15 protein-coding genes are annotated in these 14,642 nt (G+C 72.6%); 8 read left to right on the top strand and 7 right to left on the bottom strand.

What is annotated here, in order from left to right; genetic code table 11:
• Nucleotides 1–537, top strand: a 537-nt coding sequence (locus tag VIU94_RS26915; RefSeq protein WP_331914964.1) for an aspartate/glutamate racemase family protein, incomplete at its 5' end; no start/stop codon positions are given.
• Here VIU94_RS26915 and VIU94_RS26920 read toward each other — a convergent pair.
• Nucleotides 465–1,070: a hypothetical protein gene (locus VIU94_RS26920; RefSeq protein WP_331914966.1), complete on the bottom strand. Its 606-nt coding sequence runs from the start codon at nucleotides 1,068–1,070 to the stop codon at nucleotides 465–467. The two genes, VIU94_RS26915 and VIU94_RS26920, sit on opposite strands and share 73 nt — an antisense overlap.
• Before the next feature lie 132 nt (nucleotides 1,071–1,202).
• Between VIU94_RS26920 and VIU94_RS26925 the strand changes: the two genes are divergently transcribed.
• A complete protein-coding gene (locus VIU94_RS26925) occupies nucleotides 1,203–2,165 on the top strand; it encodes a fibronectin type III domain-containing protein (protein WP_331914968.1) in 963 nt (320 codons plus the stop codon).
• A 17-nt stretch (nucleotides 2,166–2,182) separates the two neighbouring features.
• Here VIU94_RS26925 and VIU94_RS26930 read toward each other — a convergent pair whose 3' ends face one another.
• From VIU94_RS26930 to VIU94_RS26940, 3 genes are all read right to left on the bottom strand, one after another.
• Complete coding sequence (locus VIU94_RS26930) at nucleotides 2,183–3,349, bottom strand: GDSL-type esterase/lipase family protein (RefSeq protein ID WP_331914970.1); 1,167 nt, start codon at nucleotides 3,347–3,349, stop codon at nucleotides 2,183–2,185.
• 274 nt (nucleotides 3,350–3,623) lie between these two features.
• Nucleotides 3,624–5,255, bottom strand: a complete 1,632-nt coding sequence (gene aceB, locus VIU94_RS26935; RefSeq protein WP_331914972.1) for a malate synthase A — start codon at nucleotides 5,253–5,255, stop codon at nucleotides 3,624–3,626.
• A gap of 226 nt (nucleotides 5,256–5,481) precedes the next feature.
• Nucleotides 5,482–6,093, bottom strand: coding sequence for a nucleotidyltransferase family protein (locus VIU94_RS26940; protein ID WP_331914974.1), 612 nt, complete (start codon nucleotides 6,091–6,093; stop codon nucleotides 5,482–5,484).
• Nucleotides 6,094–6,268: 175 nt separating this feature from the next.
• Here VIU94_RS26940 and VIU94_RS26945 point away from each other — a divergent pair, with 175 nt between their 5' ends.
• Entirely contained in the window at nucleotides 6,269–6,583 is a 315-nt protein-coding gene (locus VIU94_RS26945) for a DUF5955 family protein (RefSeq protein ID WP_331914976.1), read from the top strand.
• 44 nt (nucleotides 6,584–6,627) lie between these two features.
• Here VIU94_RS26945 and VIU94_RS26950 read toward each other — a convergent pair whose 3' ends face one another.
• Together VIU94_RS26950 and VIU94_RS26955 are read right to left on the bottom strand one after the other, a co-directional pair.
• Nucleotides 6,628–7,254: a response regulator gene (locus VIU94_RS26950; RefSeq protein ID WP_331914978.1), complete on the bottom strand. Its 627-nt coding sequence runs from the start codon at nucleotides 7,252–7,254 to the stop codon at nucleotides 6,628–6,630.
• Complete coding sequence (locus tag VIU94_RS26955; protein WP_331914980.1) at nucleotides 7,251–8,441, bottom strand: sensor histidine kinase; 1,191 nt, start codon at nucleotides 8,439–8,441, stop codon at nucleotides 7,251–7,253. Before VIU94_RS26955 ends, VIU94_RS26950 begins: the two co-directional genes overlap by 4 nt.
• 135 nt (nucleotides 8,442–8,576) lie before the next feature.
• Here VIU94_RS26955 and VIU94_RS26960 point away from each other — a divergent pair, with 135 nt between their 5' ends.
• Both VIU94_RS26960 and VIU94_RS26965 read left to right on the top strand, forming a co-directional pair.
• Nucleotides 8,577–9,662 carry an ABC transporter permease gene (locus VIU94_RS26960; RefSeq protein ID WP_331914982.1) on the top strand — a complete coding sequence of 362 codons (1,086 nt, stop codon included), beginning with the start codon at nucleotides 8,577–8,579 and terminating at the stop codon, nucleotides 9,660–9,662.
• The gene (locus VIU94_RS26965; protein WP_331914984.1) at nucleotides 9,659–10,339 is read left to right on the top strand and encodes an ABC transporter ATP-binding protein; all 681 of its coding nucleotides are present in this window, start codon (nucleotides 9,659–9,661) and stop codon (nucleotides 10,337–10,339) included. Before VIU94_RS26960 ends, VIU94_RS26965 begins: the two co-directional genes overlap by 4 nt.
• Nucleotides 10,340–10,360: 21 nt before the next feature.
• Here the strand turns inward: VIU94_RS26965 and VIU94_RS26970 are convergent, their stop codons facing one another.
• On the bottom strand, nucleotides 10,361–11,032 hold the full coding sequence (locus tag VIU94_RS26970) for a GntR family transcriptional regulator (RefSeq protein WP_331914986.1): 672 nt from the start codon (nucleotides 11,030–11,032) through the stop codon (nucleotides 10,361–10,363).
• A 140-nt stretch (nucleotides 11,033–11,172) separates the two neighbouring features.
• On the opposite strand from VIU94_RS26970, the gene VIU94_RS26975 reads away from it, so the two are divergent.
• From VIU94_RS26975 to VIU94_RS26985, 3 genes are read left to right on the top strand one after another with little or no spacing between them, the layout of a single operon-like run.
• Nucleotides 11,173–12,501 carry an MFS transporter gene (locus VIU94_RS26975; RefSeq protein WP_331914988.1) on the top strand — a complete coding sequence of 443 codons (1,329 nt, stop codon included), beginning with the start codon at nucleotides 11,173–11,175 and terminating at the stop codon, nucleotides 12,499–12,501.
• The gene (locus VIU94_RS26980) at nucleotides 12,498–13,682 is read left to right on the top strand and encodes an aspartate racemase/maleate isomerase family protein (RefSeq protein ID WP_331914990.1); all 1,185 of its coding nucleotides are present in this window, start codon (nucleotides 12,498–12,500) and stop codon (nucleotides 13,680–13,682) included. Before VIU94_RS26975 ends, VIU94_RS26980 begins: the two co-directional genes overlap by 4 nt.
• Complete coding sequence (locus VIU94_RS26985) at nucleotides 13,679–14,584, top strand: polysaccharide deacetylase family protein (RefSeq protein ID WP_331914992.1); 906 nt, start codon at nucleotides 13,679–13,681, stop codon at nucleotides 14,582–14,584. Before VIU94_RS26980 ends, VIU94_RS26985 begins: the two co-directional genes overlap by 4 nt.
• Nucleotides 14,585–14,642: the final 58 nt, after the last annotated feature.

Here is a 14,642-nt window from a genome sequence, read left to right on the forward strand (position 1 = left end):
GCCGCCCTGATCGTCGCCGCCTTCGGCGACCCCGGCCTCGCCGCACTCCGCGCCCGCCCCGAACTCCCGCCCGGCGTCCCGGTCGTGGGCCTGGCCGAGGCGTCCCTGGCCGAGGCCGCGGCCGACGGCGCGCGCTTCGGCGTGGCGACGACCACGCCCGCCCTCGCCGACGCGATCGCCGCCCGCGTCGCCGAACTGGGCCTCGCCGACCGCTACACCGGCATCCGCCTCACCGAGGGCGACCCGCAGGAGCTCACCGACCACCCGGAGCTGCTCCGCGACCGCCTGGCCGAAGCGGTCCGCCGCAGCCTCCACGAGGACGGCGCCGCGCGCGTGGTCATAGGCGGCGGCCCGCTGGGCGACGCGGCCGAGTCCCTCCGCTCACGCTTCCGCGCCCCGATCATCGCCCCGATCCCGGCGGCCTGCCGCAGCGTCACAAAGCTGCTGGCCGGCGACGTCCCAGCTCACCCCGCCCTTCCCGCCACCTCCTCGTACGCCGCGATCCGCCGCCCGCACTCTGACGCCAGCGCCGGGTAGGCGGCCGCGATCGCCGCGTACAGCCGTCGGTCGAGGAGCCGTTCCGCCTCCGCCCGGCCGATGTCGCCGAACAGGTCGTCGAGCAGGGCCTCGTACCGGACCAGGGCGTGCCGGAGGTAGTTCACCTGCCAGCGCACCAGCTTCTCCGCCGTGACCTCGTCGCCCGGCTCCCGTGCCCCGAGCAGTCGCCGGTGCCGGACCGCTCGGCGCTCCAGGTCCGGTCCCGACAGGCGCGGTACGGCGATCGGTTCCGCGCCGACGGCCGCGAGGACGGCCTGGCGTCGGGCCCGCGCCCAGGCGACCGCCGCGGCCGACCGGCTGCCGCCGGGGGCCCGGGCGCACAGCGCGAACTCCTCGGTGCGCTCCACCGCCTTCACCCGCGCCACCAGATACAGCCGCACCGGCGCGAGCGCCCACATCCGCGGGCTGCGCCCCTGTACGTCCGGCTCACCCAGCAGGCTGCGCACCATCGCGTCCGTCCAGCCGCGCCCGCGCAGCCCGGTCAGGGTCGTGTACGTCGTACGGTCCGTCATGAATCCCCCATCCCTCGATCACAGAGAGTGACTAATTCAGTGAAGCGCACGCCACTGACAACGCCCCCTTGCCGGGCGACCCACGGGTGTGCGATATAGGTCTGGACCAAATCGACGGACGGAGGCCTTCAGGTGCAACGCCCGCTCGCCGCAGCCGTGTTGACCCTCGCCGCCGTCTTGTCGCTCGCGGCCTGCGTCAAGTCCGCCGACACCGACACCCGCGCCCCCACCGCCCCCCGCGGCGTCACCGCCCAGTCCGGCAGCGCCACCACCGTCCACGTGATGTGGAGCGCGGCCGCCGACGACCGAGGCATCGCCGGGTACGAGGTCCATCAGCACGGCCGCAAGGTCAAGGACGTGCCCGCGACGACACTGATGACCGACATCGAGGGACTCACCCCACGCACCTCGTACGACTTCACCGTCCTGGCCCGCGACGCCGCCGGCAACCGCTCGCCGAACAGCGCGAGCGTCCCGGTCACCACCCTCGCCGCCACCGCTCAGGACCGCACCGCCCCCACCCGTCCCGCGTCCCTGCGCGGCGAGGCGACCAGCCCCCGCACCGTCACCCTCACCTGGCGCGCCGCCGCCGACGACACGGCCGTCACCGCCTACGACGTCTATCAGGCGGACACCCGCATCCACACCGTTCCGGGCACCGCGACCACGGCCCGCATCGCCACGCTGCGCCCCGGCACGATCTACTCCTTCACGGTCCGCGCCCGCGACGCCGCCGAGAACGCGTCTCCCGACAGCGCCCCCCTCGACCTCACCACCCCCGCCGCCCCCGGCGACACCAGCCCGACGGCCACCGCCCCCACCGACCTGGCCGCGACCGCGAAGAAGGGCGAGATCACACTGACCTGGACCCCGCCGAAGACCGACGGGGCCCAGGTCACCGAGCACCAACTCCATCTGAACGGCAGCCTCGCCACCACCATCGTCTGGGGCGCCGCCCCACCCCCGGGCCGAGCCGCCTACACCTTCACGGTCCCGGACCCACCCGGCACCCGCTACAGCGTCAAGCTCCGAGCAAAGCTCCCGGACGGCACCTGGGGCGCATTCTCGGCCCAGCGGACGGTGGTCACCCGCTGACCCTCACCCCAGCGCGATCACGACAGCGCCGTCAGATACATCCCCGTCGCCCCCGCCCCCGCCGTGTTCCGGCAGCTGAAGTCCCCCGTCGGCCGGGCGTGGATCAGCGACAGGCAGCGGCCCAGCGCCAGTTGGCCGTAGTAGTTGGGGTGGACGTTCTCCTGGATCGGGCCCTGGGTCTCGTTCTGGTCGATCCAGCGGGCCCACTCGCTGGTCGACGCGGAGGCCGGGACCGTGGAAGTGACCTGCTTGCTGGCTTTCGCGCAGACCTCGCGGCCCTGGAGCATGTCGCGCAGGTCCATGAACTGCGCGCCCTTGGCCGTCGCGACGGCTCTCAGGCGATCGGAGACCTGCGGGACCAGGGAGTCGCGGGCCCAGTCGGAGTCCAGGTTCCAGAACGGGCAGCCGCCGGTGTTCGTGCGGCTCCAGCCGCTCTCCACGTACCGGTTCTCCGCGGCGCGCGGGATCGGCGACGGGTACGACTGGAGCACCACGCGGTAGTCGGCGGCGGCGTACCCGGCCGCGGACATCACCGCGCGGATCTCGTCGACCGACTTGCCGACGTTCGTCATCACCGTGTCGATCTTCGAATCCACCGCGGCCTGCTGGTCGTCGTGGCAGTACGAGTACCAGACGATGTAGTCGGTCGCGCAGCTGCGGATGATGTCCGCGAAGCCCAGGTCGTTGCCGCCCACCGACAGCACGATCGTCTTGACGTCGTACGCGGCGGCGACCGTGGCGAGCTGGTCGGCCTGCGGGGTCTCGCCCTTGTAGGACTGGCCGCCGTTCGAGGCCCGGAAGACGTTGCGCGTCGTGGCGCCCGAGCAGGCCAGGTTGATCAGCGTCGAGGCGATCGGGCCCGCGCTGCGCACCTCCGAGGAGTCCGAGCGGTGGCAGCCGTTGGCCGCCGATGTGCCGTACACCCGGCTCGGGTCGTATACGGATCCGGTCCACGCCCGGTCGGTCCCGTTGCGGCTGCCGCTGGTGGTCAGGCTGTTGCCCTGCCAGCGGCCGGCCTCGCCGGAGATGTAGCTGTCGCCCATCGCCACGACGGCCGTGGGGCCTGAGCCCGGGCTCGCCGTGGCGGGGGAGGACCCGGCCGTGAACAGCCCGCCCGCGGCGAGGGACAGGGCCAGCAGGCCGCGGACGGCGCGACGGGGACCCCGTGGGGAGGGAAGAGGCATGGCTGCTCCTGCGGTGCGCAGTGACGTGGGGGACAGCCGCCGGCCGGTGGCATGCGGAATCTGGCATGGCGTGGCTTGTTACCGCTAGGTAGCGTCAGGTTTCTCTTTCGTCACGGAGGCGACCGGAAAGTCGGCTTACAAACGGCCGGAAAGTCGGTTTACGAGGCAGCGCTTGGCATATGCAAAAGCTCCGCCCCCTGGTGCTGTGCGACACCAGGGGGCGGAGCTTGTCCTGCGGGGTACTGCTCGGGGCGCTGCTCGGCTGCTGTGCGGGTCAGCCGACCAGCTGGTCGTACGCGGGGAGGGTCAGGAAGTCCGCGTAGTCGGCGTCGAGGGAGACGTGCAGGAGCAGGTCGTGGGCCTGCTGCCACTTGCCGGCCGCGAAGGCCTCCTCGCCGATCTCGGCGCGGATCGCGGCGAGCTCCTCGGCGGCGACCTCGCGGGCCAGCTCCGGGGTGGCCTTCACCGTCTCGCCGTCGTGCTCGAACTCGACGCCCGCGTTGATCCACTGCCAGATCTGCGAGCGCGAGATCTCGGCGGTGGCCGCGTCCTCCATCAGGTTGAAGATGGCGACCGCGCCGAGGCCGCGGAGCCACGCCTCGATGTAGCGGGTGCCGACCTGGACCGCGTTGCGCAGGCCCTCGTACGTCGGCCTGGCGTCCAGCGAGGCGATGTCGATGAGCTCTGGGCCCTCGATGTGGACGTCCTCGCGCAGCCGGTCCTTCTGGTTCGGCCGGTCGCCGAGGACCGCGTCGAACGAGGCCATCGCGATCGGGACGAGGTCGGGGTGGGCGACCCAGGAGCCGTCGAAGCCGTCGCCGGCCTCGCGGTCCTTGTCGGCCTTGACCTTCTCGAAGGCGACCTTGTTGACCTCGGCGTCCTTGCGGGACGGGATGAAGGCCGCCATGCCGCCGATCGCGTGCGCGCCGCGCTTGTGGCAGGTGCGGACGAGGAGTTCGGTGTACGCGCGCATGAACGGGGCCGTCATCGTGACCAGGTTGCGGTCCGGCAGGACGAACTTCGCACCGCCGTCACGGAAGTTCTTGACGATGGAGAAGAGGTAGTCCCAGCGGCCCGCGTTCAGCCCGGCGGCGTGCTCGCGCAGCTCGTAGAGGATCTCCTCCATCTCGTACGCGGCCGTGATCGTCTCGATCAGCACGGTCGCGCGGACGGTGCCCTGCGGGATGCCGACGTAGTCCTGGGCGAAGACGAAGATGTCGTTCCAGAGGCGGGCCTCCAGGTGCGACTCCGTCTTCGGGAGGTAGAAGTACGGGCCCTTGCCGAGCTCGATGAGCCGCTTGGCGTTGTGGAAGAAGTACAGGCCGAAGTCGACCAGCGCGCCGGGGACCGGGCGGCCCTCGAAGGCGAGGTGACGCTCGTCCAGGTGCCAGCCGCGCGGCCGCATCACGACGGTGGCGAGCTCCTCGGCCGGCTTCAGGGCGTACGTCTTGCCCGACCGCGGGTCCGTGAAGTCGATGTTCCGGGTGTACGCGTCGATCAGGTTGACCTGGCCGTGGACGACGTTCTCCCAGGTCGGGGCCGAGGCGTCCTCGAAGTCGGCGAGCCACACCTTCGCGCCCGAGTTCAGCGCGTTGATGGTCATCTTGCGGTCGGTCGGACCGGTGATCTCGACTCGGCGGTCATTGAGCGCCGCCGGGGCGGGCGCGACCTTCCAGGAGTCGTCGGCGCGGATCGCGGCGGTCTCCGGCAGGAAACCGAGCGTCGAGGTACGGGCGATCTCGGCGCGGCGCTCCGCCCGGCGGGCGAGGAGCTCGTCCCTGCGCGGTGTGAACCGCCGGTGCAGCTCCGCCACGAAGGCGAGGGCCGCGTCGGTCAGCACCTCCTCCTGTCGGGCAAGGGGGGCGGCATCGACGACGACCAGGGGGGACGGCGCTGGTGCGGACATGAACTGTCACTTCCTTCAGCGGACTTCACGGGCGGTGCCTTGCGGCCGCCGGGCGTCACTGGGCGGCACGGAGTGCCGCGGGCGCCGAGATACGGCCGCGAGCGCCGTCTGAGCTCTTCGGCGCTTCTGAACAGTGGATACTAGTTTCCTCATGGTGGAAGTTCAATGGTTTGTTGATGTCGAGATTCTCCGGATCGACAGAACGTGGCGCTCGGTGCCACCTTCCTCACTCAAGGTGCGTCAGATCCGCCTCCGTGTCGATGTCGTAGGGCTCGGCCACATCCGAGCAGTCCACGAGGCTGATCGCATCCCGATGCGCCCGCAGGTAGTCCCGGGCCCCCTGGTCGCCGACCGCGCCCGCCGCGATCGCCGGCCAGCGGTCCGCGCCGAACAGCACCGGATGGCCGCGCCTCCCGTCGTACGAGGCGGCCGCCAGGCTCGTACGGGATCGGTACGCCGACCGGACCCGGGTCACCGCCTCCGCCCCGATGCCCGGCTGGTCCACCAGGCTCACCAGCGCCGCGTCCGCGTCCGTGCCCGCGAGGGACGCCAGGCCCACGCGGAGCGAGGAGCCCATGCCCTCCTCCCACGCCGGGTTGTCGACCAGCACGCAGCCGGGCAGTGACGCCCGCTCCCGTACGAGGGCGGCGGACGCGCCCAGCACGACGTGGATCACCTCGCAGCCGCCCTCCCGGAGCGTGCGCACCGCGTGCTCGACGAGGGGGCGGCCGCGGTGCGTGAGCAGGGCCTTCGGTCGGCCGCCCAGGCGCCGGCCGCCGCCGGCCGCGAGCAGCAGGCCGGCGACCGGGGAGGCGGGGTGGCGCGTGGTGGCGTTCATGGCACCTGCATACCGCATGAATCCCCGGAAATCGCCCGCCGAATTCCGTCCCCGGAGTGGCGCGCACGCCGCGCGATGGCGTTAACTGGCCGCGGCCCCCGGCGCCTGACCACCGTTCGCAGGGTCCGTTCGGTGCGAACAGCACAGGCACGACGATGTGCGAGGGGGAGAACTTTTGTTGCGGAGCATGGGGCAGAGGCGTGTGACCGGCGACGGCGAGGACCCGAGGGTGATGGAGCTGCGCGCGGCCGTCTCCCGGCTGCGCCGCGAACTGGCGGGTCATCCCGTCGAGTTCGTGGACCGGGGGATCGCCGAGGACGAGCTCGCCGCGATGGACGCCATGGCCGTCGGCGGAGTGCCGGAGGTACGGCGGCTCCGCCGCTCGCTGCTGCTGGTGGCCGGATCGGTCGGCTCGGTGAGCGCCCTCGCGGCCGGCCTGACCGCGGTCCGCCGCGCGGTCGAACTCTTCGGCGAGCCCCCGCGGGTGTGACCCACGGGTGACCGGGCCCCCGACCGGGCCCCCGGCCCGCCGGCCTACCTCCGGATCAGCCGCCGGGCCGTCGCCGTCGCCACCGCCGCCGTGCGCGAGTCCACGCCCAGCTTGGCGAAGATGTGCACCAGGTGGGACTTGACCGTCGCCTGGCTCAGGAACAGCGCCTTGCTGATCTGCAGGTTCGACAGACCCTCGCCGACCAGCTGCAGCACCTCCAGCTCCCGCTTCGTCAGCGCTTCCGCCGGCGTGCGCATCCGGTCCATCAGCCGGTGCGCCACCGCCGGGGCCAGCGCCGACTGGCCCGCGGCCGCCGTGCGGACGGCCGCCGCCAGCTCCTCGGGCGGGGCGTCCTTCAGCAGATAGCCTGACGCCCCGGCCTCCACCGCGGCCAGGATGTCCGCGTCCGTGTCGTACGTGGTGAGAACCAGGACCCGCGGCCCGCCGGGGGCCGCGGTGATCGCCGCGGTGGCCTCCGAGCCGTGCATGCCGGGGCCGAACTGGAGGTCCATCAGGACCACGTCCACGCCCCCGGCCGCGGCGAGTTCCACGGCCCGCTCCGCCGTGGCGGCCTCCGCGACCACCGCGAAGTCCGGCTCGGTGTCCAGGACCGCGCGCAGCCCGGCCCGTACCACCGGGTGGTCGTCGGCAAGCAGCAGGCGGATCGTCATGACGGCACTCCAGCGGTCCGGGTGGGCAGGGGGAGCGACACGGCGATCGCCGTGCCCTGGCCGGGGGCCGACTCGACGGTGAACGTGCCGCCCAGCGACTCGGCTCGCGCGCGCATCGCCGGCAGCCCGAAGCCGCCGTCCGACGACGGCCGGACGGACGCCACCGACGCGACGTCGAAGCCCTTGCCGTCGTCCACCACGTCCAGCGTCACCGACGCGTCCATGAAGGAGAGCGTGATCTCGGCCCGCGACGCCCCCGCGTGCCGCACCGTGTTCGCCAGCGCCGACTGCGCGATCCGCAGCAGCGCCACCTCGTACGGCGTCGGCAGCTCCGCCGGCGTCCCGCTCACCGAGAACCGCACCCGCGGCCCGGCAGGCCCGACCTGCCCGGGCTCGCACAGCCGCTCCAGCGCGCCCGCCAAGGAGCCGCGCTCCAGGTCCGGCGGCGACAGCTCCCGTACGAACCGGCGCGCTTCGGCCAGGTTGTCCTGGGCGGCCCGCCGCGCCTGCTCGATGTGCCCGGCGGCCGGCGAACCCTCCGGCAGCACCCGTTCCGCCGCGCGCAGCAGCAGCTGGATCGAGGACAGGCCCTGCGCCAGCGTGTCGTGGATCTCCCGGGCCAGCCGCTCCCGCTCCGCCAGCGTGCCCGCGTGCCGCTCGGCGGCCGCCAGCTCCGCCCGGGTCGCGATCAGCTCCTCGATCAGCCGCCGGCGCCGCTCGCTCTCCCGGTACAGCGCCTGGTAGCCGAGCACGGTCGCCACGGCCACCGCCGCGCCGAGCAGCGGCCCGATGAAGACCCCCGGGTTGAGCGCCGAGCCGTGCCGGACGTACGAGCCGATCGCCGCGCCCGCCGTCAGCGCCACGGCCGGCAGCGACCAGCGCGCGGGGAGCAGATGCAACAGGAGGAAGTACAGCGGGAACGCGACCCACAGCCCCTCCGGCGTCAGCCACAGCAGCACCAGCCAGGACGCGCACAGCGCCCCCAGCCACAGCGCCGCCGCCCGCCGCGACTCCCGCACGGACGGCAGGACGGCCCCGGCCGCGTAGACCGCGCCCGTGACCGCCGCCGCTGCGATGCCCGCACCGCTGTCCGACCGCACCGCGGCCAGCGCCAGCAGACCGGCCATGAGCAGATGCAGACAGACGCGGAGCGCGCGCAGGGCAGGGGTGAGCGAACGGGGATCCATGATGCGACCAGCCTAGGCGGGGGCCGAGAATCCGGACTGACCGGAACCGACAATCCGGACTCAACCGAAAGTTTGATTGCGGAGCCATCCGTGGCGCGATGCCCGCGAGCGGCCGTGCGCAGCAGGCTGGTGACCATGTTCGTGGCATGGAGAGATCTGAGATTCGCCAAGGGGCGATTCACGCTGATGGGCACGGTGATCGTGCTGATCACGCTGCTCGTCGGGCTGTTGTCCGGGCTGACCGCCGGGCTCGCGCGGGAGAACATCTCCGCGATCACCGGGCTGCCCGCGGACCGGCTGGCCTTCGCCGCGCCGCCCTCGGGCCAGTCGGTCTCCTTCACCAACTCGACGGTGACGGAGAAGCAGTGGCGGCAGTGGGCCGAGCGGCCCGGGGTGACGGCCGCGGCCCCGCTCGGCATCCGCACGCAGAACGCGGCCGCCGGCGAGCGCACCGCCGCCGTCTCTGCCTTCGGCTCGGAGCCGAAGGCCGGCCTCGCGCCCGAGAGCGCGCTGCTCGCCCCCGGCCGGGTGGTGCTCTCCGAGTCGGCCGCCGAGGAGCTCAAGGCCGTGGTGGGCGACGCCGTACGCCTCGGCCCCCTGGAGGCCCGGGTGGCGGCGATCTCCGGGGACGCCTCGTACAGCCACACCCCCGTCGTGTGGACCTCCCTCGACGACTGGCAGAAGCTCGGGCGGAGCGGGACCTCCGCCGAGGCGCAGGCCACGGTCGTGGCGCTGCGCACCACCGCGGGCGCGGACCTCGCGGCGGGCGACGAGGCCGCGGGCACCGCGGCGCGGACCCTCGACGAGGCGCTCACCGCCATAGGGTCCTACCAGGCCGAGAACGGCTCGCTGCAGCTGATGCGCGGCTTCCTCTTCGTCATCTCCGCGCTGGTCATAGGGGCCTTCTTCACCGTGTGGACGATCCAGCGCAGCGGCGACGTGGCCGTCCTGAAGGCGCTCGGCGCGTCCACCCCGTACCTGCTGAAGGACGCGCTCGGGCAGGCCGTGCTGATGCTTGCGGCCGGCACTCTGCTGGGGACCGCGTTCGCCGTCGGCTTCGGCGCGCTGATCAGCGGCGGGAACGTGCCCTTCGTCCTCGAACCGCTCACCGTGCTCGCCCCGGCCGCCGTGATGATCGTCCTCGGCGTCCTCGGCGCCGCCCTGTCCATCCGGCGGATCACCGCCGTCGATCCCCTGACCGCGCTCGGGAGCGCCCGATGAGTCTTCTGCTGGACGACGTCACCCTCACCTACCCCGACGGCGACGGACGGCTCACCGCCCTCGACTCCGTCTCCCTGGACGTGCCCGCAGGCGTCCTCACCGCGGTCGTCGGCCCCTCCGGCTCCGGCAAGTCCAGCCTGCTGGCCGTGGCCGCGACCCTGGTGACCCCGGACCACGGCCGGGTCGTGGTGGCCGGCACGGACACCGGGCCGCTGGACCCCGCCGGCCGGGCGGCGCTGCGGCGCGAGCGGATCGGCATCGTCTTCCAGCAGCCGAACCTGCTCGGCTCGCTGACCGCGGTGGAGCAGCTGCAGGTGATGGCCCATCTGTCGGGCGCGAAGCCGAAGGCGGTACGCCAGCGGGCCCTGGCCCTGCTCGACGCGGTCGGCCTCGCCGACCAGGCGGGCCGCCGGCCGCACCAGCTCTCCGGCGGCCAGCGGCAGCGGATCAACATCGCGCGGGCCCTGATGAACGAGCCCGCGGTGCTGCTGGTGGACGAGCCCACCAGCGCGCTGGACCACGAGCGCGGGGCGGCGGTCGTCGGCCTGCTCGCGACGCTGACGCGGGAGCGGGGCACGGCGACGGTCCTGGTCACGCACGACCGCACGCACCTGGACCGGACGGACCGCACGGTCGTCGTCCAGGACGGCCGGCTCTCGGAGCGGGCGACGGTCTGAGCTCCCCGTCAGCGGACGGACTCAGGCGAACAGCAGCCGCAGCGCCACATCCCGGTAGTGCCGGATGTGGCGCAGGGAGCAGTCGGCCGCGGCCTCCGCGTCGGCCGCGGCGATCGCCTCGTACAGCTCCTTGTGCTCGTCCCACAGCGGGCCGGGGTCGTCGATCTGCTGGAAGAGCCAGCGCAGCCGGCCCTCCAGGGACTCCAGCGTGGAGGCGAGCAGCTCGTTGCCGGAGAGCTCCACGATGTGGTGGTGGAAGGCGGCGTTGGCGCGCGAGATGCGCTCGGGCCGGCCCGACCGCGTGGCCAGATCCGCCTCGTCCAGGAGGTGCCGGAGCACGCCGAGCCGCTCGGGCGTCGCACGCTCGGCGGCTCGCCGCGCGGCGAGCACCTCCAGTGCCTCGCGCAGGTCGAAGAGGTTCTCCACGTCCTGCCGGGACAGTTCCTTGACGACGATGCGGCGCGGCGAGAGCGCCTGGAGGAAGCCCTCGCCGAGCAGGATGCGGATGGCCTCGCGCACCGGCACCCGGGAGACCCCGAACTCCTCGGCCAGGTCGCGCTCGACCAGCCGGTCCCCGGGCTTGAGCCGCCCCGTGATGATGCGGTCGCGCAGGCCCTCGCAGACCTGGTCGCGCAGCCACATCGAACCCCCGGCCGTACTCGCCGGCCCGGCCCCCGCGTTGGTCGCTGTCACGTGTCCTCCGTATATCGAAGTCATCACGGTATACCAAACGCTTGACGACCCCGGGTAGTGCCCTCATTCTTTGGTATACCAAACCGCGCGGAATGGCCTCCTCCTTCTCTGCCTTCTCTGCGAATCGAGGGCTGCTTGCCATGAGTAGTACGCCGGCGGTCGGCAAGACCGCTTCTCGACGACTCACGCCGGACACCGGGGAACGTCCCACCCGGGTGCGCTGGAAGATGTTCGTCCTCCTGCTGGGAGTCGTCGCACTCAACTACATCGACCGGGGCTCGGTCTCGGTCGCGCTCCCGCTCATCACCGAGGACCTCGGGCTCTCCAAGGAGACCACCGGCTTCGTGCTGAGCGCGTTCTTCTGGACGTACGCCCTGATGCAGATCCCCAGCGGCTGGCTCGCCGACCGCTTCGGCGCCCGCCGCATGGTCTCCGGCGCCTGCGTCGGCTGGGGCGTCGCCCAGAGCGTCACCGCCGCCGCCACCGGCGCCGGCTCGCTGCTCGGCTACCGGCTGCTGCTCGGCGCCGTCGAGGCCCCGGTCATGCCCGCCGGCGGCAAGCTCAACGCCCAGTGGCTGCCCGCCAAGGAGCGCGGCCGGGGCGCGGTGCTGCTCGACGGCGGTGCGCCGCTGGGCGCGGCCCTCGGCGGCATCATCATCTCGGCGCTCATCGCCTGGACCGGCAGCTGGCGCATCAGCTTCGTCGTCGCGGGCCTGCTCACCGTCGCCATCGGCCTGTGGGCCGGCTGGTACATCCGCAACACCCCGCGCGAGCACCCCGGCGTCAACGACGCCGAGGCCTCCTACATCGAGGCCGCGCACGCCGAGGAGGATGCCGCCGGGCCGGTCAACGAGCGCAGCGGACTGCGGCCCTACCTGAAGTACCGCTCCTTCTGGGCCATGTGCCTGGGCTGGATGGGCTTCAACGGCGTCTTCTACGGACTGCTCACCTGGGGCCCGCTGTATCTGTCGGAGACCAAGGGCTTCGACATCAAGACCATCGGCTGGTCCACCCTCGTCATCTTCGGCGCGGGCTTCGTCGGCGAGCTGCTCGGCGGCTGGCTCTCCGACCGCTGGAAGGCGGCCGGCGCGGGCGCCAACAAGGTCATGCGCACGATGATGGGCGTCGCCGGAGCGGCCGTGGTCTCCGGACTGCTCGGCGTGGTTCTCGTCCCCGACGCGGTCACCGCGGTCGTGCTGCTCTCCGTCGTGATGTTCTTCCTGCGCTGGGCGGGCCTGTTCTGGGCACTGCCCTCCATCCTCGGCGGCCGCGCCAACGCCGGCGTCGTCGGCGGCGCGATGAACCTCTCCGGCAACATCGCCGGGATCGTCACCCCGATCGCGGTCGGCTACATCGTCGGCGGCACCGGCTCGTACACCTGGGCGCTGCTCTACTTCGTGGGCGCGGGCGTCCTGTTCACCGTCTCCTCCCTGGTACTCGACTACAGCAAGAGGCTGGCCGTCCGATGAGCAGCAGCGACAAGAACGCCGTCCGCATCGGGATGCTCACCCCGTCCTCCAACACCTGTCTGGAGCCGGTCACCTACCGGCTGCTGCACGGCAGCGACCTCGCCACCGCGCACTTCGCGCGGGTGCCGGTCACCCGGATCGCGTTGGACGACGGCTCCGACGCCCAGTTCGACCCGGCCCCGATGCTGGCCGCCGCCCGGCAGCTCGCGGACGCGCAGGTCGACGTCATCGTGTGGAACGGCACCTCCGGCTCCTGGCTCGGGGCCGACCGCGACCGCGCCCTGTGCGCCGCGCTCACCGAGGCCACCGGCCTCCCCGCCACCACCTCCACGCTCGCGCTGCTCGACGCCTGCGCCGCGTACGGGGTGACCCGGCTCGGCCTCGCCGTCCCCTACACCCGGGACGTCGCCGAGCGGATCGTGACGACGTACGCCAAGGAGGGCCTGGACTGCACGCTCGCCGAGCCCTCCGGCATCAGCGACAACGAGGCCTTCGCCCGTATCCCGCGGGCCGACGTCGCCCGGCAGATCGAACAGGCCGCGCCGGACGCCCACGCGGTGGCCGTCGTGTGCACCAACGTGTACGGGGCCGAGGCCGCCGCCGCGCTCGAACCCACCCTCGGCATCCCGGTCTTCGACAGCGTCGCCGCCACCCTGTGGCGCGCCCTCGACCTCGCCGGCGCCGCGCCCGTCCTCACCGGACACGGCGAGCTGCTGCGCTCCGGCAGCCTGCGCGGCCGCTGCCAGGACGTGCTGAGCGCCCTGCGCGACGCGACCGGCGCCGACCGCACCACGCTCCGCCTCGACGTCCCGGGGCACGGCCTGCACGTCGACCTCACCGCTGCCGAGGCGCTCGGCTCGGGCGTCCGGTCGATCCGCCGCGACGCCTCGCTCGACCAGCGCCGGCTGAACACCGTGGAGTGGCTGGAGCAGTACCGCGCCCCGCTCGTCCAGCCGCACTTCCGGGCCGCCCCGCATCCGCCGCAGGCCCTCGTCGACGTCTACGGCGTGCACGCCCAGATGCTCGCGCCGGTCGTCCGCGGCGACGACATGACCGGCTGGATCTCCGTGCACAGCCTGCGCGAACGCGACTGGACCGAGCGCGACACCGCCGCCCTGGCCGCGGCCGTGGACCGGGTCCACCACCTCCTCGACACCTACGGAAAGGCGCACTCGGCATGACCAAGGACATCAGGATCTGCCTCGGCGTGGACGTCGACGCGGTCGCCGGCTGGCTCGGCAGCTACGGCGGCGAGGACTCCCCGAACGACATCCAGCGCGGCGTCTTCGCCGGCGAGGTCGGCACCCCGCGGCTGCTGAAGCTCTTCGAGCGGTACGGGCTGCGCACCAGCTGGTTCATCCCCGGCCACTCCATCGAGACCTTCCCCGAGCAGACCCGGATGGTCGTCGAGGCCGGACACGAGATAGGCGCGCACGGCTACTCGCACGAGAACCCGATCGCGATGACCCCGCAGCAGGAGGAGGACGTCCTCGCCCGCTCGGTCGAGCTGATCGAGGAGTACACGGGCCGCAAGCCGCGCGGCTACGTCGCGCCCTGGTGGGAGATGTCCCCGCACACCGCCGCGCTGCTGCACAAGTACGGCTTCTCCTACGACCACAGCCAGAACTATCGCGACTTCACGCCCTTCTACGCCCGCGTCGGCGACAGCTGGACGAAGATCGACTACACGGCGGACGCCGCCGACTGGATGAAGCCCCTGGTGCACGGCCACGAGGTGGACCTCGTGGAGTTCTGCGGGAACTGGTACGTCGACGACCTGCCGCCCATGATGTTCAACAAGCACTCCCACAACAGCCACGGCTACGTGAGCCCGCGCCAGCTGGAGGTGGACTGGCGCGACCAGTTCGACTGGGTGCACCGGGAGTTGGACTATGCCGTCGTCCCCGTCACCCTGCACCCCGACGTCAGCGGCCGCCCGCAGGTGCTGCTGATGCTGGAGCGCTTCATCGAGTACGTGTCCGGGCACGAGGGCGTGAGCTTCTGCACGCTGGAGGACGCGGCCGACGACTTCCGCCGTCGCTTCCCCTTCGAGGGCAAGGAACGCCCGGCCGACATGCAGTGAGGCCCGTGGAATGCGGACGTGGTCCGTGACGCGCGTACGTGGCCCCTGATACGCGTAC

The organism is Streptomyces sp. (genome assembly GCF_036566765.1).
GTDB lineage: Bacteria > Actinomycetota > Actinomycetes > Streptomycetales > Streptomycetaceae > Streptomyces.

What these genes read in the sequence shown, in the direction of transcription:
- VIU94_RS26960 (WP_331914982.1), top strand. Translation starts at nt 8,577, where the DNA reads ATGTTCGTGGCATGGAGAGATCTGAGATTCGCCAAGGGGCGATTCACG.
- aceB (WP_331914972.1), bottom strand. Translation starts at nt 5,255, where the DNA reads ATGTCCGCACCAGCGCCGTCCCCCCTGGTCGTCGTCGATGCCGCCCCC.
- VIU94_RS26930 (WP_331914970.1), bottom strand. Translation starts at nt 3,349, where the DNA reads ATGCCTCTTCCCTCCCCACGGGGTCCCCGTCGCGCCGTCCGCGGCCTG.
- VIU94_RS26985 (WP_331914992.1), top strand. Translation starts at nt 13,679, where the DNA reads ATGACCAAGGACATCAGGATCTGCCTCGGCGTGGACGTCGACGCGGTC.
- VIU94_RS26920 (WP_331914966.1), bottom strand. Translation starts at nt 1,070, where the DNA reads ATGACGGACCGTACGACGTACACGACCCTGACCGGGCTGCGCGGGCGC.
- VIU94_RS26965 (WP_331914984.1), top strand. Translation starts at nt 9,659, where the DNA reads ATGAGTCTTCTGCTGGACGACGTCACCCTCACCTACCCCGACGGCGAC.
- VIU94_RS26940 (WP_331914974.1), bottom strand. Translation starts at nt 6,093, where the DNA reads ATGAACGCCACCACGCGCCACCCCGCCTCCCCGGTCGCCGGCCTGCTG.
- VIU94_RS26955 (WP_331914980.1), bottom strand. Translation starts at nt 8,441, where the DNA reads ATGGATCCCCGTTCGCTCACCCCTGCCCTGCGCGCGCTCCGCGTCTGT.
- VIU94_RS26950 (WP_331914978.1), bottom strand. Translation starts at nt 7,254, where the DNA reads ATGACGATCCGCCTGCTGCTTGCCGACGACCACCCGGTGGTACGGGCC.
- VIU94_RS26975 (WP_331914988.1), top strand. Translation starts at nt 11,173, where the DNA reads ATGAGTAGTACGCCGGCGGTCGGCAAGACCGCTTCTCGACGACTCACG.
- VIU94_RS26980 (WP_331914990.1), top strand. Translation starts at nt 12,498, where the DNA reads ATGAGCAGCAGCGACAAGAACGCCGTCCGCATCGGGATGCTCACCCCG.